The following is a 20,914-nucleotide window of genomic DNA, read 5'->3' on the forward strand; positions in this document are numbered from 1 at the left end:
ATAAAAATCAGCACTATTAATCATTCTTTAGTTCTTTCAGCCATTGTGCATAAACCACATCAAGTGAAAAACGTTTTATACTCTCTACTGCTTTCATACTCATTTTCTCTCTCTTCACTGGATTGTTCATCAACGAATCAAGCTTGTTAGCAAAAGCATTGTTATCAAATGCTGGAACTAGATAACCATTCTCACCATCCTGAATAAGCATAGGAGCCGGACTGAAAGCGTTATTTAATATAGGCACACAACCTGCTCGTTGAGCCTCTAACGTTACAAGTGAAAAAGATTCATGGACACTTGTGACACACAAAATTGAAGACTTTTTGTAATATACCTCAGGTTGCACTCTACCGCTAAAAGAGACTCGTTGCAGACCTAACGATTTTGACAGTTCTTTCATCTCTTTCCATGATGGTCCATCACCCAACATTAACAGATTCCAATCTGGATGTTTGGATTCAACCTGTTTCCATATACGCAACATGTTGTCAGGTCGTTTAACAGAATAGTCAAATGTACCTACCCAAACAACTATCTGTTCCTTACACTGTGGCTGTTCAATATTTATATCTATACAGTTAGGGATGACGCGTATTTTTTCAGAAGATGTAATACCACACATTCGATACAGCTCTGACCGTTGTCCGTCACACAACAACACAACTCGATCACTATTCTGGACGGTTGAGAGGTAGTACTTACGATACTTACAGATATAAAACGCAGTCATTATGGACGATATAAGACGAGTTTTCATCAAGTAAAAAAGCCATCCAAAACCTTTTGTTTTTAAAAGATACTCTTTTTGGTAAGCTCCATTTAATACTGGAGTAAGAATAGAATTATGAAAACATGACACCAACAGGAAATCTACTTCTTTTTTGCATAAAGCAAGAAATTGAGCGATACGATGGTCAAGGGCACATTGGTTGATTATTACATCTACCTGATGCTTTTTTATAAAATTAATAATATATCTAATATTCTCATCAGCAAACAACTCAGATGACGGCAGGAAACTCTGCCAACTACAATATTTCTGCCCTTTATGCTTGTCTTGCGCTCCAATATGCCATACATTATTGCCTTTATCAACGAATAATGCACCCAGAGTATCTGTTATACGAGAAATACCTCCTAATGTAGGCACTATGCCATTACCATGAAAAAAGACTATATTCATTGCAGTTTCTTTAGCAATTCATTAAAATCCATTGTGATGAGATACAGTTTGTTGAGAGCCCTGTCATCAACATCCTGAGCAGTATAATAGAGAAAGAATCTGCTATCCACAACTCCGGCAGTAGGCTTATATATTCCCACTTTTCCACAGGTGTCATTAGTCATAAGCGGCTTCTTAAAGAAACGGAAATGTACTCTATCCTTACTCTCCGCAAGACAAATATCAGCATTACACTGGTTGCTCTGTACGATTGCGAAAAGCTTCCTTTGACACTCAAAGAAATCAATATGCCAAGGGCGGTAAAGCACATTCTTATCTTCAAATTTCACCGTACCTTCTAAGTGAAACTTTCCGTTCACCTTGTCGCACGACCATTGAGCAATGCCATGAGCCTTCTGCTGACTCCAGAATCCCATCAAATCAGATATGAAAATTACAGGATTAATGATCTTCCGCAAAAAAACAGGCAACCGTTTGATGGTCTTATTATGAAATGTGATATGTGTGGCAAGACAACGATATGTGCCATCTTGTTCTTTTATAAAAGCAGGGCTTGTTTCTGGGCCAACTTCTACATCCTTTGTTCCTACAAGAGGTCCGAACACGTCTCCTATACCGTCTTTAAGGACGTCTGCTCCAAAAGTAGCACGAACATATCCCGCTTTATCGCATCTTTCTGTCATATTCTCTCGCCACATGACATACATTTTCCCATTGTCATAGAATAGTGTAGGATCAGAGTTGTAACCTTTTGCTGGCTGTCCTTGCACCTGATACGCTACTATCCAGTGTGTAGGAGGGTTGTTCGTCTCATTGTCTCCATAACAGAGTATTGGGTTCTCTGTCTTGTCGTTAGCAGCATAATAAGGCGTATAGACCATCCACCACTTATGGCCAAGATAACCTTCAGGAACATACCGGACACAGGGATGCACCACATCTCCATGATTGATTTCCTCCTCAAAAGGAGTATGTGTGCACAACTCCCCTGGGGGCATCGTACCATATTCTAAACGTCTGCAAAGCTTATATTGGAGTTTGCGGTATGCTGATAATATGTCTCTTGATATACTCATTATCTTAACGTCTTAACGCCTTTTTTAGAAACTCTCTTGATGGTATACGGAGTTCTTGTAGTTTGAAATTAACACCCTCCCAATCGACATCTTTTTGTTTCTTGTTCAGAGGCAGTGAAACTAACCTGTCTGTCAGATTCAATTGCATCAATAAATCTTTAGCTCGCGAATCTACTTCATCGCTAATTGATACAACATTAAACGGACGGTTAAACATAAGAGAGAATGCTGTACCATGGAAGGATGTTGTAATAACAAATTGCGCATATTTGAACAAGCTAACAAATTGTGTGGGATTCTGCAGTTCCTTTGATATAGAGAATTTACCTTGACTACATATATAGAGTCGCGAATTCTTAATTTCCACTATATCCCATCCTGCTCGAGATGCCATTTGTTTTGCATATTCACTAATCAACGCATCTTTAGTTCGGATCACTTGGTAAACCAAAACATACTTTTTTTCCAAAGGCACTTCGTCTGCGATCAATTCATCAAAGAAATCAACTCCTGCCATGAGAGTCGGATCTAAGACCTTTTCTATTTTTTTATTTGGTATCTGTGTTTGCAGATAGCCTTGCAATTCCTTTTCTCTTACACTAATGAAATCGAAAGACTCAAGTAATTTAGCATTCTCATTAGAATAAAAAGAATCGCCCATATTTTCTGCTGCTGAACCAGCATATGAAATCAGTTTCGCACCATTCCTGTTAAACTGCCCCCAATATAGATTATCAATTCCACCAGTAAAACAGATACTCCATACCTGATCACTTCCTACAATATAAGCATCCATGCGTGGAAGATCGCCTGAAGACAGAACAATGTCGGTCATTGGAAGAACTTTATTAATATATTTCCAGAACATTTCTCTTTTCTTGTACCTAGTCAAAAGAGAAGGCAACATGAGCAAGTTAAGCACTATTCTCTTAATCTTCTTTAAGAACCCCGGAACGTTTATTGGTGCATATAATATACCCATTCCTTTGGGCTTATAGTCCACAATCTTTGCATCATAACCCTGATTAATAAGATATTGGATCAATGCATAAGCCTGAAGGATAGCGCCATAATTTGTGGCTCTATGAAATGTCAATATACCGACTTTCATATTAAATAGTTTTTAAAGAAAGTATCATATAAATAATAATTAAAAGTCTCTTTACTTTCTGAATAATACTTGGTACGTTTATCGGACGGAATAAAGATGCCATCCCTTCTGATTTGCAATCAATAATTTCAGTTTCATGACCTAAGCTTTTGAAATAAGATACAAGTGCATATGCTTGTAAAGTCGCACCATAATTTGTAGCTCTATGGAAAATTATTATTCCTATTTTCATTTTAGTGTTCTTTGAATAATCCACTTATATGCAAATGGTATGTAGGTTTGAACTATTGCCAGTACTTTCTGTCGTATAGTAGTAGGTGCAGCATATTTAGACTTAAATTTCCAATAGCTCATTTTTTTTGCATCGCTATAAATTTGGGAACGACTCGATGGCTTTTTAAAGGGGATAGAAAGTTGATGATTGATTTCAGCCTCATATTGCAAATCTAGATATGTATAAAAAAAATTCTTTTTCACCATACTCCATAAATAAGTTCCATTTGAATTGTTTACAATTATCGAAGATTTACTTTCATTAGGGTGAAAATTTGGATATAACTTTGCAGAATCACAATCGCCGATAGTAATATCTCCTACTCGATTTAAATTTGCATAATGACACTGATAGCATGATAATCTAAATGACTCACCTTTCATAAAGGTAGCAAAATAAGGATCATAACTTGACGAATAAAGGCGACTCATATTTTGCTTTTCTATTGATAGAATGAAAGAACTCTTACCCTCATTACTCATGGGGTTTCTCCACCTAAACCTTACATCGCTTAATCTTTCAGGATGCTTACAATAATGCTTTAAATCTTTTAAAAAAAACAATGGACTAGGAACTCCATGGCAAATAAGATCTAAAGTATAAAGATTTGATGGGCGTTCTCCCAAAAAAGAGTAAACAGCTGCTACTTGGCATGGAGTACCACAAAATAAAACAGTTTTCTGCTTATCCTTAAGAATTCCTTTGATTCTTGGTAAACAATCTTCTAAAGAACTTTGAACATATTTCGATCCCTGACATTTCTTAATATCAGAATAATCTTGAGTGATAATATGCCTTACAGCCCCTTTTACGAAGGATGCTGCGCAAACATAAGCATTTCTCTCGTTTACTAAACTTTTTGCAACTGTTCCAAACACCCCTCCTGAAGCTGATATTTTCTTTATATTCGCATCTTTTGTAAGTACAATATAAGCTTGCTGATTATCTATTGTTTGTACTTCCTTTGTTTGTGGACAAACATTCAAACATGCCCCGCAATCCACACAATTATAATTTACAAAAGGCTGAATAAAACCTTCATCATCTGCCTTTAACGTAATTGCACTCTTTTTGCATATATAGAAGCAGTTACCACAACCACAGCAGTCTTTTCCTATTTTAGCAATATTTTTTAACATAATTTTTTCGCTGGATTAGCGCGATCGTAATTTATTTATTACATTATTCAAAAATGGAGTTTGTACCAATAAGTATTTAACTAAAGCTTTTGGGGTCACAGCTTTATTTTTTCGAAGTTCATTAAAGAATATTTTTGCTTTATTCTTATCACAATAATCAAAAGATCTTCCTAATTTTTCTTCCAAATAATGATTGTGAACCATTTGAATATACATACTACAATTAGGTATATTCATATGCTTTACTGTCTCAGTTATTGACTCCTCATACATATCATACCTATGAAGTACAGTCTCTAAAATATCATTTGTTTGATCAGACATACTACCTTTACGTATATAATATTCATATAAAGGTTCATCAATAAATCCACATTTATATTTATACATGATTGGCAATAACATCTGCCAATCTTGGCCTCTTCGCGTTGGAAATATATAGCGATTGGGATTAGCATCATCAAATGCAGACATTCTAACCATAAAACATCCAGGCTGAAGCCAAGCACCTCTTGATAATAGATAATCCTCAAAAAGATTTTCCTTGTTAGGATCAAATTTAAAAGATGGACCAATCTCTGAATGATTAAAGCCTGTTCCCTCAATTATCTTCATAAACCTTGTACGAACAAGTCCATATTCCGCCTTTTGCTCTAAATAAAATACCTTTTTTGAAATTGAATCGACCGGTAGTGTGTCATCTACATCGGGCCAAACTAAATACGACCCTTTAACATATTTGATACCTTCTGCAATTGTAGCTCCTAATCCTAAATTATCATGGTAATAATATTCAAATGAAAAGCCTTTATCTTTAAATTGCTTTTCATACGACATAATAAGCTCTTTTGAATTATCAGTAGAACCATCATCCATAAAAATGAGCTGACAATTTGAATAGTCTTGTGCTAATAATGACTTTGCATATCTATCAATATACTTAGCTCCATTGTAACAAGGAGTTAATATACTTACTAATATATCCATGATTATTTAAAGTTATGAACTTTTGATTTAACTATCTTATTAATGAAATCTCTCTCAGTTGAATCCATTAATATAGAATATGAGAGAAAGAGTAATATTATACTGCTAATACAAATTATAAAAAACAGTGTTCCCCAACCTTCTACTAATAATGTATGAATTATATAGGTCAATCCATAGGTTACTAAGCCTATAACAGAACATTTGATAAAAATCGACACGAAAAATTTCTTAAGTTTAAACGATTGAACCAGAATGCTTAATGTCCACATATTGCATAACAGCCCTATAATAACAGCTATGATATTAATAACAAATGGCAATAGTGGTCCAGCTCCAATATATTTATAAATCATATAAGTAATTGGTATTACAAGAAGATATATAGTTCCGTTTATCACATTAGGTCTTCTAACATTTCCTGTAGCATGAATACCCATAATCAAAACAGCCGATAGATTAGATAACATATTAAAAAGAATAGTTAAACGACAAAGGTCTGCAGTATATTTGGGCCAATCTCCTAACCATACTGTTAATACAAACTCCATCTCTATCATTAAGGGTATAGAAGTAAGAAGCATCAATACTGTTGCAAACTTTCCTGCTGCGAATGTAAGTTGATTCATCCGATCAAAATCGTCAGATGCATAACTTTTGATAATTTGAGGCTTAAACGCAGTCATTACATTAGCTGCAAAACTCATAGCTGCACCCTGTACCTGTGTCGCAATACCATTGGCTGCGTTAAGTACAGGACCAAAATACATATTCAAGAGCATATTTACACCCTGAGTTCTCGCTACTACACTAGCATTGCCATAAAAATCCCAACCGGTAAAGGCTAACATCGGTTTTAGTATAACTCGATCCAATTTTGGACTAAAATTTGCACCAGTACATCTAAAATTAGCGTAAACTGCGTAAATAAGAAAAACAACGACACAGGTAGCAAGATATAAATATGAATATGTTATCAGTTTATCATATGTAGCATACATCAATGCTACAACTATCAATAATTTCAATATTACATTAAAAATTTCTATATAGGCATACATGTCCATCCTCTCATAAGAGACAACAATTGCTCTATATGGCACCTGAAGAATATTAATAAGCGAAGCAATAATTGAGACTTGAAGTACAACATTGGCAGCAAATAATCTATCTTCAGGAATTACCATTTTGGAGTTTAAGAACCAAACTCCTATGCTCTCACATAAAAGAAAGATAACACCAATAATAATCAAATGAGTCGTCAATGAAACAGAAAAAATAATTGATATTTCAGAATCCTTCCCTTTGCCAATTTCAAAAGTAAAAAATCGAGATGTCGCATTGCTCATTGCAGTATTCAGGAACAAAAACATTGAAACCATGCCTCCAATTACGTTATAAATGCCAAAATCTTCTATACCAAGAGTAGTCAGGATTAATCTTGAAGTATACAACGTAATACCCATTGAGAATATCATTCGAAAATACAGAAACGCAGTATTCTTTACAATTAGATTATTATTTGATGAAGAAGAGTTTTTTGCCATTATTATTTTTGCAGTATTCTTTATAGATATAACAGGAGTTTTTTTGTCATCCTTACCATGGTGGATATACCTACGATAGTATTCTTACCTTCGAGTTTAGCCATTCTCCCTTTCGGTGACTCGTTTTCATCCAGTGCTTACAATAAGCGTTCCCCAGCGATAGCTTATGAGTTCATTATAACTCAATTTAAAAGTAAGTGTTGTATTTTTCATGTTAGTTATTTTACCCCAGATTCTCGCATGAAGGGAGAAAACAAAAGCAATTCTCTGTGTCATCCAAGCCATTTTGACTACCACCACGCCCAACTTTGGTCAAATCTCGACTAGTGGCCACAAACTTCAAATTGTGAAGAGCATCATAGAAACCACGATATTTAGCAGTTTCACGAAGAGGTTTAGCCAAACTTTTGCATTAGCAACTGAATCAGTCTGCAACTTTTTCAGATTTCTACCCTAAGCATCAATCGGAACTTTCAATGAATAGAGACTATATCTTTCCAATCTACCCAGTAAGCACTTTTATCCCCTTAAAATCTTATTTTCATGCAATCACCCCTCGCTTGCAAAGGTGCAAGTTCGAAAGTTGAAGACTGTTTCTCAGACATCAACATACAAACGCTACGTCCATCCTTAGACAAAAAGAAGGTTTCCTCTAAAGCTTCAGAGGTCGACATAGCAATAATATCCACTGAAACTATTGTTTTCTTGCGACTAGAAGGTCATTTGTGAAATGCTGAATTAAGTAACTCCCTACTGGAAAAAGCTTTCTATCAATACATTTTTAGACTGATTCCTCTAATTAACAGAAGAATCAAAGCTTTTCTAAATCTCCACTACTATATACTATCGTTATTTTGATAACTATGCAAAGCTATGACTATGACAACTAATCTGAACAGGAAGATGTGAAAATTAAACGTTTACTAGTCTCTGCAGAAAATATCGCGAGTGAATACTTTATCTGCCACATCATCCAAACAAGCATCGTAACGATTAGCAATAACGGCATCGCTCATCTGTTTGAACTTGGCTAGATCGTTTACTACCGTACTACCAAAGAAAGAAGTACCATCTTCGAGCGCAGGCTCGTAGATGATAATCTGGGCACCTTTGGCCTTGATGCGCTTCATAATACCTTGTATAGATGACTGACGAAAGTTATCAGAGTTGGATTTCATGGTAAGGCGGAAGACACCAACAACGACATCTTGTTCTTTCTTGGCATCCCATTGACTGGAAGCAGTGTAATAACCGGCTTTCCGCAACACCTGATCGGCGATAAAATCTTTGCGGGTACGGTTACTCTCCACAATAGCAGTCATCATGTTCTGAGGTACATCGGCATAGTTAGCAAGCAACTGCTTAGTATCTTTGGGCAGGCAGTAGCCACCGTAACCGAAACTGGGATTGTTATAGTAAGTACCAATGCGCGGGTCGAGCCCTACACCTTCTATAATAGATTGTGCATCCAATCCTTTTACTTCGGCATAAGTATCGAGTTCATTAAAATAACTGACACGTAGCGCCAAATATGTGTTAGCAAAAAGTTTCACCGCTTCCGCTTCCTTAATGCCCATAAAAAGGGTAGGGATATCTTCTTTTATTGCTCCTTCTTGCAGCAAAGCTGCAAACGTTTTGGCGGCTTGCACGAGCATAGGTACATCGGTTACTGCCCGGATGGCTTGGTTCTCAGCGTCAAAACAGCTACCGTTCATCATCTTCGGAGTTCCCACAATGATGCGGCTGGGATAGAGATTATCGTAAAGTGCCTTGCTCTCGCGGAGAAACTCGGGAGAGAAAAGCAAGTTAAGCTGCTTGACTCCTCGCTGTGCATACTTAACGTATAGACTGCGACAGTAGCCTACAGGTATGGTAGATTTGATAACCATTATGGCATCAGGATTGACTCTGAGCACAAGGTCGATGACATCCTCTATGTGGTGAGTGTCGAAGTAGTTCTTTACCGGATCGTAGTTTGTAGGAGCAGCAATAACCACAAAGTCGGCCTTAGAGTATGCTACGGTTCCATCAAGGGTCGCTGAGAGACGCAACGGTTTCTCGGCCATATATTGTTCGATGTAATCATCTTGAATGGGAGAAATCTTCTGATTGATTTTCTCTACTTTCTCAGGCAGTACATCGACTGCCACCACTTCGTGATGCTGTGCCAGTAAAGTGGCAATACTCATCCCGACATAACCGGTTCCGGCTACGGCAATTTTTATATTATTAAATTCGCGCATGAAAAAAATTAGGTTTAATAATAATCTTTATTCTTCAACATACTCCCACGGATAAGGATTATCCACCACAGTCTGAAACTCGTTGATAGCCTCTTGCTGTTCAGTAGTAAGTGATACCGAATCCCAAGAAGCGATAATTGCACGGGCTTCGTCAGCCAAAGGCTCGTCGAATACCTCACCATAGCAGGCAGTAAGCAGGCGAAGCTTCAATAGCGAAGCGGGAAGAGTATCGAGGATATCCCAGCAACGATCTAATATCTTCTGGACATGTTTGCGCTTTTCTCCGTGGTCGATGAACGATGCATTGTAACCCATCAGGAGAGCGAGACAGACAGAGGCCTGCTCTTCAACCGTGGAACCTTTGACACCGGAATTATACAATGTTGTGGTCAAGCGGTAAACTTCATTGTTACGGCGGGACAAGTCATCGCTGTAAATGGGACTCCCGTCCATGCCCAAATACATCAGGTCGTGCGCGGCACGCTGAAGGGAAGCTACTTCTTCGGAAAGAGTCATAATAAATTTGAATTATGAATTATTTGATTACTTCTATAAGATCAGGATGAATGGTGGCCATGGCAACTGCTATGACACCTTGTATAGCAATGACCACGCGACGATCCCGGGCGCCTTTCACTTTCAGGAAAACACCTTCCTGACCCTCGAAGTCACCACCCGTAATACGGACTTTGGTGCCTTTGGACAGGTTGAGTTCATCGGGTTGAAAGTATAGGAGATGGTCACTGTAGGTGCCGGCTACAGCGATGAAACGCTGCATTTCATTGTCGGGGATAATTATCTTCTTGCCGCTACGGGTATCGGTGATATATTGCAAATAAGCAACCATAGACTTGACACGCTTCACTTCGGAAGGACAAGCGTGAATAAAAATCAGATTGTGAATGATAGGAACCAAGACACGGACTTTTTTTCCTTTCTTTATACTTATCTTGTATTGCATGGGGACAAAACAGCCCAAGTTCTCTTTCGCAAGCAACCGCATAGCGTCAGTCTCACGACGGTATGTGGCACGCATAGCGAACCATATTTCGGTCTCTTTCTCCACTTCCATTATTCGATTATTTCAGAAAAGGACATTCTCCCGGGGCTTTGAATTTCTTGCACATACTTGAAATTCAATCACTTGCGAGTACTTTATGTAATATACGGCAAGATTTGTACTCTCTTGCCACGGTTTCTTGCAGCTACTCATTACCTATCTGGTAAGAAACTATAAACGAACGAATTACACTAAAAAAACGTGTTTTTAAACGTTCGTCTGATTGAACACTGTTTTTGTATTCATTTATTCATTATCGAGAAATAAAATCAGACAGATAAAAAAAAGATTTTTATTCAGAAGTATCTGTTTGGCAATTAATACATTAAAGCAGAAAGTCAAGAGTGTAAATCATTTTTTTTATTAAACATTTTGCTATTATGAAAATACCCCTTATCTTTGCGTTCAAATAAACGAACGTTTTTTGAAACATCCCTCCTCTGCCAAACTATCGCATTATAAATCATCAATTTACCGACAAAAAGAAATCAAATTCCACAATTTATCCTGTATTTGCAAGTTTACTAAATTTTTCGTCCATACCTTTGCCATATTTTACACAAATAAAAATCACTAAAATTAAAAAGAGTATGAACTACGAAAACAAACAACAAGAAGAAAAAAAAGGAACTCAAAAAAAACAAAACAGACAACAAGCAAACATCTGACAATAAAAGTCTTAAGTCAAACAGGGGACGAAAAAAGGAGAAACCTATACAAGGGATTGTTTTGAAACACTACGAATGCTTAAAGCTACTAATCACACTCTATCAAAATGGAGCAATGGGTATAAAAAAAGAGACATCACAAATTGCGTTAGCCCGATATATAAATGACAAAAAACTATTAGGAAATATTCGAAACGGAATATTCATTCCATTGAAGCTCAGCACCATTCTAAAGGAAATAAACACCATCTGGAACGAAACATTACAAGATAAATCCATTGGCATAAAATAGACAAGAAAACACACCATGAATTATTATACTCCAACTTAATCGGCAAACACTCTACCTTCGGGCCGACAAACAATTTATAAACTTTAAAATCGTATATGTATGAAACGAAAAAAAAGGCCGGCATCACAAAGTGAAGCCATGAGACTAAAATGGGAAAGACGTATCGTCTTCGAGAAAGGATACACCGAATCGTGTGCGGAATGGATGGCGGAACGCCTGGAAGCGTTATTGGATCACATGCAATATGGACATGCGGCAGTGGCTTACCGAAAACAGAACGGGAGTTTCCAACTGGCGAAAGCAACACTGATTTATTACGAAGCGGAGTTCCATAGGGAATATGATCCCACAGAAGTAGAGGGGGCGGTTGTGTACTGGAATGTGGACGAACAGCGGTGGACGACGTTTCAAGTGGAGAATTTCATGGAGTGGAGGCCGGTGGTGTAAAAGCGGACACCGCAGATTACACGGATTTCCACAGATAATTATTCATCCTAACCGACGGATCGATTCTGATATTCTATGCGAATCTCGTGTAATCCGCAGTAAAAGTATTGCAAATAAAGCAAACAACTAATCTAAAAAAACAAATATGGCAATAGCATACGACGGGATCAATTATTTTCCGGTGAGCGTAAACTTCATGGAAGAGAACGCAATGGAAGTGATAGAAGTAAAATATGGAATAAAAGGGTCGGCAATTGTGCTGAAACTGATGTGCAAGATTTACAAGGAGGGATACTACATACGGTGGGATGAAGAACAGTGCCTGATTTTCGCAAACAAGGCAGGGAGAGAAGTGCAAGCAGAAGAGGTGAAGGGAATCATCAAGATTCTGTTCATCAAAGGAATACTGGACGAAAACAGTTATCGGGAAAACGGAATACTGACTTCAGAAAGCATACAAAAGGTATGGCTGGAAGCTACGAAGCGAAGGAAAAGAGAACTGTCGAAGCTCCCCTATCTGATAGTAAAACCGGAAAAGGAAAACGGAAAACCCGATGCTCCTTCTACACCACAGGAAACTCAGCGACCGGAGCTGTTCAAAGAGGAAAAAACACCTGTTAACCCGAAAAACGTAGTACATCATGTAGCCGTTGACGCAAAAAATGCATGCGATTCCGGACAAAGTAAAGTAAAGGAAAGTAAAGCAGAGGAAAGTAAAGAATTACCCCCCTCAGCTCCCCCTGAAGGGGAGGGGGAAGAGCGGAAGGAGGATTCTGCTTATCTACAGATACCGGGATACGCCTTCAATACAATGACGCACAATTACTCGGGACTGATGGACACGCTAAAGAGATTGAGCGTTACCGACACCGGGGAAGTAAACTCCATACTCAGGCTGTCGGACTATGGGAGGAAGGGAACGACGGTATGGAAACTGATTGCAAACACTTGCTGGAGCGATATCGGAGCCAAAGGAAGATATCTGATAGCGGCGCTAAACAAGGCGAAAAGAAGATAGCAGGGAGTGTCAGTCCCCGATTTGTAGTTGACAAAAAAACAAGTATACAGGCTTTTGACCAGAAAGGGATTCAGTGAAACAAAGAAGTAAAGAGTGTGCTTAACAAACTAAAACACAGTGTTTTTAAAGCACAAGATTTCTCTCGCCCAAAGCTTTGTTTTAACGCTACGTTAAAGCTTGTTCTTTAAATGCAAATAGCAAGTGTTTTAAATGTAGAAGGCTTGTTATTTGCACATAAATAAAATAACGGAGAAATGGCGTTAACAATGTTAATTGAGGGTAAGTATTCTCACATAAGATTATACCAGTTTCTTTTTCTTCCTGTAGTTTTCACGAAACTCTTTGGGTGAACATTCTTTCTTCTTCTTGAAAATCCGATTGAAATTAGAAAGATTATTAAACCCGCATTCATAACAGATTTCAGCAATAGACATAGTAGAATCAACCAGCAGACGGGCAGCAAACCCCAAACGAATATCAATGATATAGTCCGAAAGGTTCTTGCCGGTACGCAATTTAAAGAAGCGACTGAAAGATACCGGAGTCATTCCTACCATATCGGCCAGCTGATTCAGGCGGATCTCTTCCTGATAATGGGCATTAATATATTCCTGCACCTTCTGTACGCGACGACTATCCGAATGAATGCCGATTTTAGCAAAAGAAGAACTTGACAACGTACGAGCCTCTTCGTTGAAAAGTGACAGTTCGTAAAGGATAGTCAGGAATTTGATAACAGCATAAAACCCCTGTTTCTCGGATGCCAGGGTATCGAGCAGAGGATAGATTTTAAGGATGGCCGACATCGGAAAACAAAGACCTTTCTGAGCTTTCTCAAGCATATCACGAATGGAATCGAACTGATTCTTATTGATAAAGCTTTTAAAAAAGAGATCGGAGGAAAACTGGATCGTTATTTCACGGATCTCTTTTGAATGGCAATCGTGCTGCTCCCATACATGTTCCAGGTCTTTTCCAGTAATCAGAACCAAATCATAATCACTGATCACTTCTGCCGAATCGCCGACAATGCGACGTACTCCGGCGGCTTTCTCCGTAAAGTTCAGCTCAAACTCGGCATGGTTGTGAATGGGATAGGTAAACTCCGTTTTATACCGTTCGGCAATATAAAAACAATCCTTGTCAGACAACGGAGTGATCTCCCGGATAATGTTGCTTTGTAGTGCATTCATAGCTAATATAGTATTATTAGCTACAAATATAATACACTTTTTTAATTTCTTCTACTCCACTCCCTAAAATCTTCTCCCGTAGGATTCTGGAATACACGTAATCCGAATTCCGGAATAATGGCAAGCAGATGATCGAATACATCGGCCTGGATTCCTTCGTAAGGTACCCACTCTTTCACAGCAGAAAAAAAGTAAAGTTCGACCGGAATACCTTGTTCGGTGGGCTGAAGATAGCGTACCATGCAAGTGAGATTTTTATTCACGTCGGGAAGACTTCTCAGGTAGTTCGTCAAATAGGCGCGAAACACGCCAAGATTGGTCTGGCGTCGCCCATTGACCAAAATAGAGTTGTCTATGTGATGTTCTTTATTATACTCTTTCACCACCTTCTCGGTCTGCTCCACATAATCGGTCAACAATTGGATTTTCTTATATTTAGCCAGCATTTCGGGGGTACAGAATCTGACACTGTTCATATCGATATTGATAGAACGTTTCACACGCCGCCCACCGGACTCCTGCATACCCCGCCAATTCTGAAAAGAATCACTGACCAGCAGATAGGGAGGAATGGTAGTGATGGTATTGTCCCAATTGCGCACCTTCACTGTATTGAGCGTCACTTCAATCACCGTACCGTCAGCTCCGTATTTGGGCATAGCAATCCAGTCACCTACTTTCAGCATATTATTTGCAGAAAGTTGGATGCCGGACACAAATCCCATGATACTGTCTTTAAACACCAACATCAGGATGGCAGCCGAAGCACCAAGCCCGGTGAGCAGCACCATCGGAGATTTATCTATCAATACACTGATAACAACAATTCCTCCAATGAAAAATAGTATCACTTGTGCTGTTTGCAACAAACCTTTCAATGGTCGATCACGAAACTGCTCTCGCTCACTGTATACATGATAAACAGCCGATAGAAATGCGCTGATAAAACGTAGAAAAACCGCAATGATATAAATCATGCAGATACGACGAATAAAATCGAGGGCACTTACATTTGGAATTGCCAAAGGAATCAACACATAAATAATGATGGGGGGGACAAGATGACTGAGATAAATCAGTACTTTACGATCGAATACAATATCATCCCAGGTTGCCTTGGTCTTTTTCACTAATTTAGCAACCACTTTCAAAAGGATATGACGGCAAATAAGGTCAGCCAGAAAGGCAACACCGATAATCAGTATCAGTGTTATAATAGGACCTACTTCATTGCTGTTAAATCCCCAAGAAACGAATAAGTTATTTATCTTTTCGGTTATTTGTTCCATATAAAAACTCTTTAATATCTTCTTTCAACCATTGATAGAGGTATAAATCTTTGTATGCACTGTTTTTGCGGAGCATTACTTCCACATTCACCTGACTGTTCTGATAACAAGTCAGTTCGTTATGAAATTGTTCATTGTGTTCTGCCAACTTCTTGATTTCCTGTTCACGCTCGCGCCTTAAAGCCGTACAGACGGGAGTCAGCACTTTCATCACTACATTATCCATAATATGATGCCCTTGAACAAACAAATAAGTAGTATCAGGAAGTACTCCGAGCCTTTCAAGTTCGGCCGATAATCTGTCGATCTCTTCGAGCCCCTGCGGAAAGCGTGTAGACAATTCGGACAACTTAGCTGTAACCGAACGTCTCACCACTTCCAGAGAGCGTTCCGGATGTCTCAGGCTAACATCGTGCAAGCGAACACAGCCATTAAACTCACTCATGGAAAATGTATAAGTATCATGGCGGCGATAAAACCAGACAGACCATAGGAAAAGCGGATAAACGATCCGGGAGTATCGCTTCATAAACTCGTTGAAATCAATGAGGTGACGGTCATTCAAAGTTGCCTGTACACAAACCTCATGCAAGCTATCGGCGTAACAATGATAGTTCTCAATGGCATAGGCATAGGTCTGAAAAATATATTTGTTACGGTTAATCTTACGCGAGGTGGAGGTAGCTCCCTGCAACAGAAAGTCATAGTCACTATCTACGCAAGCAATCAGGCTTTTCCCGAGCTCAGCGGTATTGAGAGTATTCATCAACACCATCTTCTTGCCTTTGGCCAACGATGTAGCGGAAGGAAGCATCACTTGAAAATAATGTTCTTCGTCCTCAAACTCTTCAAGCAGGGTACGCCAGAAAGCTACATCATCATAACTCTCAACATAAGCAACGATTCGGCGGCGTGCCTTTTTAGAGTACAGCTTATGGGCTGCACTGAAGTAGGAAGAGGTCAGATTATCTTTAAGACTAATTGCCATAGGTCGTGTTTTGGTTAAATGCTATTTATAACTGGTTGCAATATCACTGACTTCGGTTACTGCATCGAGCCATCCCTCCATGATGACTGCAGGCGAATGAGTGGTAAGTATAATCTGTACATTCGGATTCAGTTCACGGATCATCGCAATCAATCTTTGCTGCCATTCGATGTGCAATGAAGCTTCGGGTTCGTCCATAAACAAAACGCAATGGGCATTGTCCTGTACAAGTACGGTAAGCAGGATCACCAACATCTGTTTCTCACCGGAAGAAAGCTTATAAGGAAACAGAAGTTCACCATCCTGATAAAAAGCAATATCATTGCGTTTACGGTCTATTTTTTTACGGGTATAGCTGAACAGTTCATCGACCATGTCTTGAAAACGGCGCTTGGCTACTGAAAGAGTAGCTGCTTTGCCGCGCTCTTCTTCGTTATTACTACTCAGCAGATCGATCATCTTATTGCCGATATTGACCTGGTAGTCAAGGTAGCGGCGCTGTAACAGGTAAAGTTGCCAGTCGAGCTCGGATTTCACATTCTTATCTGCCATACGGGCTGTGAAGTCTCCCATAATAAGCGGACGATCGTAACTGCGGATCACGTCATACGGAATGTAAGTAGCTTCCGGATTATCAAAAAAGACACGTACCCCGTTTTTTTCATCGCTCTTTACTTCGCCTGATAACTGTTCAAGATAACCGACCGATCGATTCAGGATAGTAGTTTTTCCTACTCCATTGATACCGGATAGTATATTGACATCCGGACGAAGGTCCCAGACTATGTTGAACCGGTCCCATAATCCGTTTATTTCAATTCGTTTGATATAATTGGCTGATAGTTCCATAAATGGTTGCATTTAAATTAAACAAATATAGAAAATTCAAACGATAAATTAGTTACTTTTGCATCAGTTTTCAATAAAGGTAACATTCGGTATGGAGATTGATAAGAATCTGAAAGGACATGCACTGGCATTTACGGCCAACGTGATGTGGGGATTAATGTCCCCTATCGGCAAATCGGCATTGACAGAGTTTTCGGCACTTTCGGTAACCACCTTTCGCATGGTAGGGGCGGCAGCAGCTTTCTGGATACTTTCCGCTTTCTGTAAACAAGAGCAGGTAGGACACCGTGACATGCTGAAAATTTTCTTCGCTTCTCTGTTCGCCCTTGTTTTCAATCAGGGAATATTTATATTCGGCCTGTCTCTCACTTCTCCGATAGACGCATCTATCGTAACAACGACTTCACCTATCATCACCATGATTGTGGCAGCTATCTATCTGAAAGAACCGGTTACAAACAAAAAGGTATTGGGAATTTTCATTGGAGCAATGGGAGCATTGATCTTGATTTTAAGCAGTCAGGCGACAAGCGCAGGAGGAGGAAGCATCTGGGGAGACTTACTTTGTATGATCGCCCAACTCAGCTTCTCTATCTACCTGACCGTATTCAAAGGATTATCCCAACGCTATTCGGCCATCACAATTAATAAGTGGATGTTTATTTATGCATCTATATGCTATATTCCTTTTTCTTATCAGGATATAGCGGGCATCGAGTGGAACAGTATTTCGACCGCTGCCATTTATCAGGTACTTTATGTGGTACTATGCGGAAGCTTCATTGCTTACATCTGCATCATGACTGCACAAAAACTGATGCGCCCTACAGTAGTAAGTATGTATAACTATGTGCAACCCATTGTTGCTTCCATAGCGGCGATCTTAATGGGAATCGGAAGCTTCGGCTGGGAAAAAGGAGTTGCGATTGCATTGGTATTTCTTGGAGTCTACTTTGTGACTCAAAGTAAATCGAAGGCAGATTTGGAAGGTGTGTCATAACTCACCACAGATTACACAGATTTACACAAAATGATTTTAATCTACTGACAACCAATAATAATTATCTGTGTAATCTGTGGTGAATACGAATTTTGACACCTCTTCATCGTTATTTCAGATCTTCGAAATAAGTATCGAGTAAGCTCTTGGCAGCAACAAAAGAGGTGAGATTTCCCTTGAGCACCTGTTGCTCCTTTTCTTGCAACATCGATTCAATCTTGGCATTGTGATAAAAGCTGTCACGTAACTGTTCATTGATGCTCTCATACATCCAGTATTTGCTTTGTTCGTTACGACGATATTCAAAATAGCCATTACCTTTCACAAAATCGATGTACTCGTACACCATATCCCATATTTCCTTTACTCCAAGATTATAGAATCCCGAATAAGTAAGTACACGCGGTGTCCATCCGGAATCCGGAGCCGGGAAAAGATGTAAAGCATTACGGAATTGCGCAGCCGCCAACTTGGCTTTGTCAATGTTATTGCCATCAGCTTTATTTATCACAATACCGTCAGCCATCTCCATAATCCCTCTTTTAATGCCCTGTAGTTCATCTCCCGTACCGGCCAACTGAATCAACAGGAAAAAATCGACCATTGAATGAACTGCCGTCTCACTTTGTCCCACTCCTACCGTCTCCACAAAGATCTTATCGAACCCTGCAGCTTCACATAGAATAATCGTTTCACGAGTCTTACGGGCCACTCCTCCCAACGAACCGGCAGAGGGACTGGGGCGTATAAATGATTTAGGATGTACAGAAAGCTGCTCCATACGGGTTTTATCACCCAAAATACTTCCTTTGCTGCGTTCACTACTCGGATCAATAGCTAAAACAGCTAACTTACCTCCTTTTTCAAGAACGTGTAATCCAAAGACATCAATCGAAGTACTTTTACCGGCTCCCGGCACACCACTGATACCTACACGAATCGAATTACCGGAATAAGGCAGACATTTTTCAATGACCTCCTGTGCGGTAGCCTGATGTTCGGGACGCACACTTTCCACTAAAGTTACAGCCTGACTCAGAATCGTCACATCCCCTTTGACAATGCCCTCCACAAACTCATTAACCGACAACTGGCGTTTTTTTACTTTTCGCTTCAGATAGGGATTTACAGATGACGGTTGTTCAATGCCTGCATTCACAACCAAACCTTTATATGCTTCGTTATTTTCAGGATGTTCCATGGCAGATATTAATTATGTGATTCGTTACTCGTAGCTTTTACATCGATCTCCACTTTCGGCTGTACCGGATCATTGGTGATCATCAGAATTCGCAAGTGTCTCTTCTTCTTTCCAAGATTCTTTTTCAAGACAGTCACTCTCAGGCGGGTACTTTCGCCCGGCTGCAGTATAGTCTTCTTCAAAGCAACACCTACCGCAGGATTGAATACTTGCAGTTTACTGATCTGCAAAGGAGACTTACCTGTGTTAGTGATAACAATGTCATGTCGGGCTTTGTTTTTCTTAACCAAAACCCGGCTTAAATCAATCTTGGATTCGGACAGACGAATAGCAGGAGCTAAAGCTTTATCTTGCTCGGTCATTCCTGAAAAGTCAGGAAGAAGTATTGCTGACACGGGGATTTCATTTTCCTCACTCACTTTATCACCGGCAAAGCGAGCCAGATAAACAGAAGACTGAGTCAAACCTAAATCCATCAGTTGTTTGGTATCAAGTGTCAGGGTAATGGTTCCTTTCTTACCTTTCAAAAGGACGGTAGGATTAGTTTCCATTTTCAGATAAGGCGGAAGGTGCATCAATACAGGTTCGTATGGACGATCGGAAAGATTGACTACCCCCAATGTAATGACCGGTTTCTCTCCGCTGTGTACATCAGGAAAATCTATATCTGTACGGTCAATCCGGATTTGTCCGATTGCATAGGGATGGGTTTTAGTAAAATCCTTGATCTCCTGAACCACCTCTCCATCGAAGTTCAGATAAACCAAACCAGGCTGCGCATTGCTGTAAATGCCGATTGATTTATTGAAATGCCCCAACGCTTTTGCATCAAACGTAGCACTAACCGTTCCTTTTTCTCCGGGAGCAATCGGAGTTTTCGTCCAGTTAGCAACCGAACAAGCACAAGAGGTAGTAACATTAGTCAGTACCAAAGGTTTATCACCAGTATTGGTAATAGTATACTCTACAGAAACCGGACGCTTCCATTCAATCTGTCCGAAATGATGGGTCTCCTTATTAGAAGAGATACGAGGTTGAGCTACAGCCGATAAAGTAATAGTAAGTAAAGTAAATATGAAGAGTAAACTACGTTTCATTCGTTCCTATTTTATTATTGTTAGTTGTTTAAAGTACAAAAATAGGAGTTTTCGTCGAGAATCTGCCACTGATTACATATTTTTAAGCACAGGACATAGTGGCTTTACTCAAAAAAAACAGGGGCTGCGTCAAAACTCACCACAGAGGACACAGAGTAACACAGAGACGATTTTAGGTTGTTGATTATCAATAAAAAGACTCTGTGATACTCTGTGTTACTCCGTGGTGAAAAAAATTTCGACACACCC

19 protein-coding genes are annotated in these 20,914 nt (G+C 39.3%); 3 read left to right on the forward strand and 16 right to left on the reverse strand.

Going from position 1 to position 20,914, the window contains the following annotated elements; all coding sequences use genetic code 11:
- Positions 1 to 16: 16 nt before the first annotated feature.
- The 10 genes from QK890_RS07175 to upgY form a co-directional block, all read right to left on the reverse strand.
- Positions 17 to 1,186 (reverse strand): glycosyltransferase, encoded by a 1,170-nt coding sequence (locus tag QK890_RS07175; RefSeq protein ID WP_367627281.1) that lies wholly within the window; start codon positions 1,184 to 1,186, stop codon positions 17 to 19.
- The gene (locus QK890_RS07180) at positions 1,183 to 2,262 is read right to left on the reverse strand and encodes a hypothetical protein (protein ID WP_032540792.1); all 1,080 of its coding nucleotides are present in this window, start codon (positions 2,260 to 2,262) and stop codon (positions 1,183 to 1,185) included. The genes QK890_RS07175 and QK890_RS07180 overlap by 4 nt, the downstream gene beginning before the upstream one ends.
- Positions 2,263 to 2,266: 4 nt before the next feature.
- Positions 2,267 to 3,373, reverse strand: a complete 1,107-nt coding sequence (locus tag QK890_RS07185; RefSeq protein WP_032540790.1) for a polysaccharide pyruvyl transferase family protein — start codon at positions 3,371 to 3,373, stop codon at positions 2,267 to 2,269.
- Between the two features lies 1 nt (position 3,374).
- On the reverse strand, positions 3,375 to 3,605 hold the full coding sequence (locus tag QK890_RS07190) for a hypothetical protein (RefSeq protein ID WP_032532694.1): 231 nt from the start codon (positions 3,603 to 3,605) through the stop codon (positions 3,375 to 3,377).
- Complete coding sequence (locus tag QK890_RS07195) at positions 3,602 to 4,786, reverse strand: Coenzyme F420 hydrogenase/dehydrogenase, beta subunit C-terminal domain (protein ID WP_137570005.1); 1,185 nt, start codon at positions 4,784 to 4,786, stop codon at positions 3,602 to 3,604. Before QK890_RS07195 ends, QK890_RS07190 begins: the two co-directional genes overlap by 4 nt.
- Positions 4,787 to 4,801: 15 nt before the next feature.
- Positions 4,802 to 5,773 carry a glycosyltransferase family 2 protein gene (locus QK890_RS07200; protein WP_032539565.1) on the reverse strand — a complete coding sequence of 324 codons (972 nt, stop codon included), beginning with the start codon at positions 5,771 to 5,773 and terminating at the stop codon, positions 4,802 to 4,804.
- A gap of 2 nt (positions 5,774 to 5,775) precedes the next feature.
- Positions 5,776 to 7,239 carry a polysaccharide biosynthesis protein gene (locus QK890_RS07205; protein ID WP_234212701.1) on the reverse strand — a complete coding sequence of 488 codons (1,464 nt, stop codon included), beginning with the start codon at positions 7,237 to 7,239 and terminating at the stop codon, positions 5,776 to 5,778.
- 1,004 nt (positions 7,240 to 8,243) lie between these two features.
- Positions 8,244 to 9,563 carry a nucleotide sugar dehydrogenase gene (locus QK890_RS07210; protein WP_032539567.1) on the reverse strand — a complete coding sequence of 440 codons (1,320 nt, stop codon included), beginning with the start codon at positions 9,561 to 9,563 and terminating at the stop codon, positions 8,244 to 8,246.
- Between the two features lie 27 nt (positions 9,564 to 9,590).
- Positions 9,591 to 10,079: a UpxZ family transcription anti-terminator antagonist gene (locus QK890_RS07215; protein ID WP_032532688.1), complete on the reverse strand. Its 489-nt coding sequence runs from the start codon at positions 10,077 to 10,079 to the stop codon at positions 9,591 to 9,593.
- Positions 10,080 to 10,098: 19 nt separating this feature from the next.
- Positions 10,099 to 10,635 (reverse strand): capsular polysaccharide transcription antiterminator UpgY, encoded by a 537-nt coding sequence (gene upgY, locus QK890_RS07220; RefSeq protein ID WP_005784914.1) that lies wholly within the window; start codon positions 10,633 to 10,635, stop codon positions 10,099 to 10,101.
- A 1,047-nt stretch (positions 10,636 to 11,682) separates the two neighbouring features.
- On the opposite strand from upgY, the gene QK890_RS07225 reads away from it, so the two are divergent.
- Together QK890_RS07225 and QK890_RS07230 are read left to right on the forward strand one after the other, a co-directional pair.
- Positions 11,683 to 12,030, forward strand: a complete 348-nt coding sequence (locus tag QK890_RS07225) for an SH3 beta-barrel fold-containing protein (RefSeq protein WP_250736755.1) — start codon at positions 11,683 to 11,685, stop codon at positions 12,028 to 12,030.
- A 145-nt stretch (positions 12,031 to 12,175) separates the two neighbouring features.
- Complete coding sequence (locus QK890_RS07230; RefSeq protein ID WP_367627282.1) at positions 12,176 to 13,048, forward strand: DUF4373 domain-containing protein; 873 nt, start codon at positions 12,176 to 12,178, stop codon at positions 13,046 to 13,048.
- A gap of 299 nt (positions 13,049 to 13,347) precedes the next feature.
- Here QK890_RS07230 and QK890_RS07235 read toward each other — a convergent pair whose 3' ends face one another.
- The 4 genes from QK890_RS07235 to QK890_RS07250 are packed head-to-tail and all read right to left on the reverse strand — an operon-like array spanning position 13,348 to position 17,367.
- Positions 13,348 to 14,241, reverse strand: a complete 894-nt coding sequence (locus QK890_RS07235) for an AraC family transcriptional regulator (RefSeq protein WP_005775503.1) — start codon at positions 14,239 to 14,241, stop codon at positions 13,348 to 13,350.
- Positions 14,242 to 14,282: 41 nt separating this feature from the next.
- Positions 14,283 to 15,530, reverse strand: a complete 1,248-nt coding sequence (locus tag QK890_RS07240) for a mechanosensitive ion channel family protein (RefSeq protein ID WP_005775502.1) — start codon at positions 15,528 to 15,530, stop codon at positions 14,283 to 14,285.
- Positions 15,502 to 16,518 carry a DUF4435 domain-containing protein gene (locus QK890_RS07245; RefSeq protein ID WP_005810390.1) on the reverse strand — a complete coding sequence of 339 codons (1,017 nt, stop codon included), beginning with the start codon at positions 16,516 to 16,518 and terminating at the stop codon, positions 15,502 to 15,504. The genes QK890_RS07240 and QK890_RS07245 overlap by 29 nt, the downstream gene beginning before the upstream one ends.
- Before the next feature lie 21 nt (positions 16,519 to 16,539).
- The gene (locus tag QK890_RS07250) at positions 16,540 to 17,367 is read right to left on the reverse strand and encodes an AAA family ATPase (RefSeq protein ID WP_005810392.1); all 828 of its coding nucleotides are present in this window, start codon (positions 17,365 to 17,367) and stop codon (positions 16,540 to 16,542) included.
- A gap of 91 nt (positions 17,368 to 17,458) precedes the next feature.
- On the opposite strand from QK890_RS07250, the gene QK890_RS07255 reads away from it, so the two are divergent.
- On the forward strand, positions 17,459 to 18,367 hold the full coding sequence (locus QK890_RS07255; protein ID WP_005775500.1) for a DMT family transporter: 909 nt from the start codon (positions 17,459 to 17,461) through the stop codon (positions 18,365 to 18,367).
- 109 nt (positions 18,368 to 18,476) lie between these two features.
- Here QK890_RS07255 and meaB read toward each other — a convergent pair whose 3' ends face one another.
- Both meaB and QK890_RS07265 read right to left on the reverse strand, forming a co-directional pair.
- On the reverse strand, positions 18,477 to 19,568 hold the full coding sequence (gene meaB, locus QK890_RS07260; protein WP_032539570.1) for a methylmalonyl Co-A mutase-associated GTPase MeaB: 1,092 nt from the start codon (positions 19,566 to 19,568) through the stop codon (positions 18,477 to 18,479).
- Positions 19,569 to 19,576: 8 nt separating this feature from the next.
- Positions 19,577 to 20,665 (reverse strand): DUF1573 domain-containing protein, encoded by a 1,089-nt coding sequence (locus QK890_RS07265; protein ID WP_022012231.1) that lies wholly within the window; start codon positions 20,663 to 20,665, stop codon positions 19,577 to 19,579.
- Between the last annotated feature and the right edge of the window lie 249 nt (positions 20,666 to 20,914).

The sequence above is a fragment of the Bacteroides sp. NGMCC 1.200775 genome, assembly GCF_040798045.1.
GTDB classification, from domain to species: Bacteria; Bacteroidota; Bacteroidia; order Bacteroidales; family Bacteroidaceae; genus Bacteroides; species Bacteroides hominis.

Excerpts from the sequence above, each read along its gene's own strand:
- meaB (WP_032539570.1), bottom strand. The coding sequence starts at position 19,568 with ATGGAACATCCTGAAAATAACGAAGCATATAAAGGTTTGGTTGTGAAT.
- QK890_RS07230 (WP_367627282.1), top strand. The coding sequence starts at position 12,176 with ATGGCAATAGCATACGACGGGATCAATTATTTTCCGGTGAGCGTAAAC.
- QK890_RS07255 (WP_005775500.1), top strand. The coding sequence starts at position 17,459 with ATGGAGATTGATAAGAATCTGAAAGGACATGCACTGGCATTTACGGCC.
- QK890_RS07265 (WP_022012231.1), bottom strand. The coding sequence starts at position 20,665 with ATGAAACGTAGTTTACTCTTCATATTTACTTTACTTACTATTACTTTA.
- QK890_RS07205 (WP_234212701.1), bottom strand. The coding sequence starts at position 7,239 with ATGGGTATTACGTTGTATACTTCAAGATTAATCCTGACTACTCTTGGT.
- QK890_RS07190 (WP_032532694.1), bottom strand. The coding sequence starts at position 3,605 with ATGAAAATAGGAATAATAATTTTCCATAGAGCTACAAATTATGGTGCG.
- QK890_RS07175 (WP_367627281.1), bottom strand. The coding sequence starts at position 1,186 with ATGAATATAGTCTTTTTTCATGGTAATGGCATAGTGCCTACATTAGGA.
- QK890_RS07245 (WP_005810390.1), bottom strand. The coding sequence starts at position 16,518 with ATGGCAATTAGTCTTAAAGATAATCTGACCTCTTCCTACTTCAGTGCA.
- QK890_RS07250 (WP_005810392.1), bottom strand. The coding sequence starts at position 17,367 with ATGGAACTATCAGCCAATTATATCAAACGAATTGAAATAAACGGATTA.
- QK890_RS07180 (WP_032540792.1), bottom strand. The coding sequence starts at position 2,262 with ATGAGTATATCAAGAGACATATTATCAGCATACCGCAAACTCCAATAT.
- QK890_RS07240 (WP_005775502.1), bottom strand. The coding sequence starts at position 15,530 with ATGGAACAAATAACCGAAAAGATAAATAACTTATTCGTTTCTTGGGGA.
- QK890_RS07195 (WP_137570005.1), bottom strand. The coding sequence starts at position 4,786 with ATGTTAAAAAATATTGCTAAAATAGGAAAAGACTGCTGTGGTTGTGGT.
- upgY (WP_005784914.1), bottom strand. The coding sequence starts at position 10,635 with ATGGAAGTGGAGAAAGAGACCGAAATATGGTTCGCTATGCGTGCCACA.
- QK890_RS07210 (WP_032539567.1), bottom strand. The coding sequence starts at position 9,563 with ATGCGCGAATTTAATAATATAAAAATTGCCGTAGCCGGAACCGGTTAT.
- QK890_RS07215 (WP_032532688.1), bottom strand. The coding sequence starts at position 10,079 with ATGACTCTTTCCGAAGAAGTAGCTTCCCTTCAGCGTGCCGCGCACGAC.
- QK890_RS07235 (WP_005775503.1), bottom strand. The coding sequence starts at position 14,241 with ATGAATGCACTACAAAGCAACATTATCCGGGAGATCACTCCGTTGTCT.
- QK890_RS07185 (WP_032540790.1), bottom strand. The coding sequence starts at position 3,373 with ATGAAAGTCGGTATATTGACATTTCATAGAGCCACAAATTATGGCGCT.
- QK890_RS07225 (WP_250736755.1), top strand. The coding sequence starts at position 11,683 with ATGAAACGAAAAAAAAGGCCGGCATCACAAAGTGAAGCCATGAGACTA.
- QK890_RS07200 (WP_032539565.1), bottom strand. The coding sequence starts at position 5,773 with ATGGATATATTAGTAAGTATATTAACTCCTTGTTACAATGGAGCTAAG.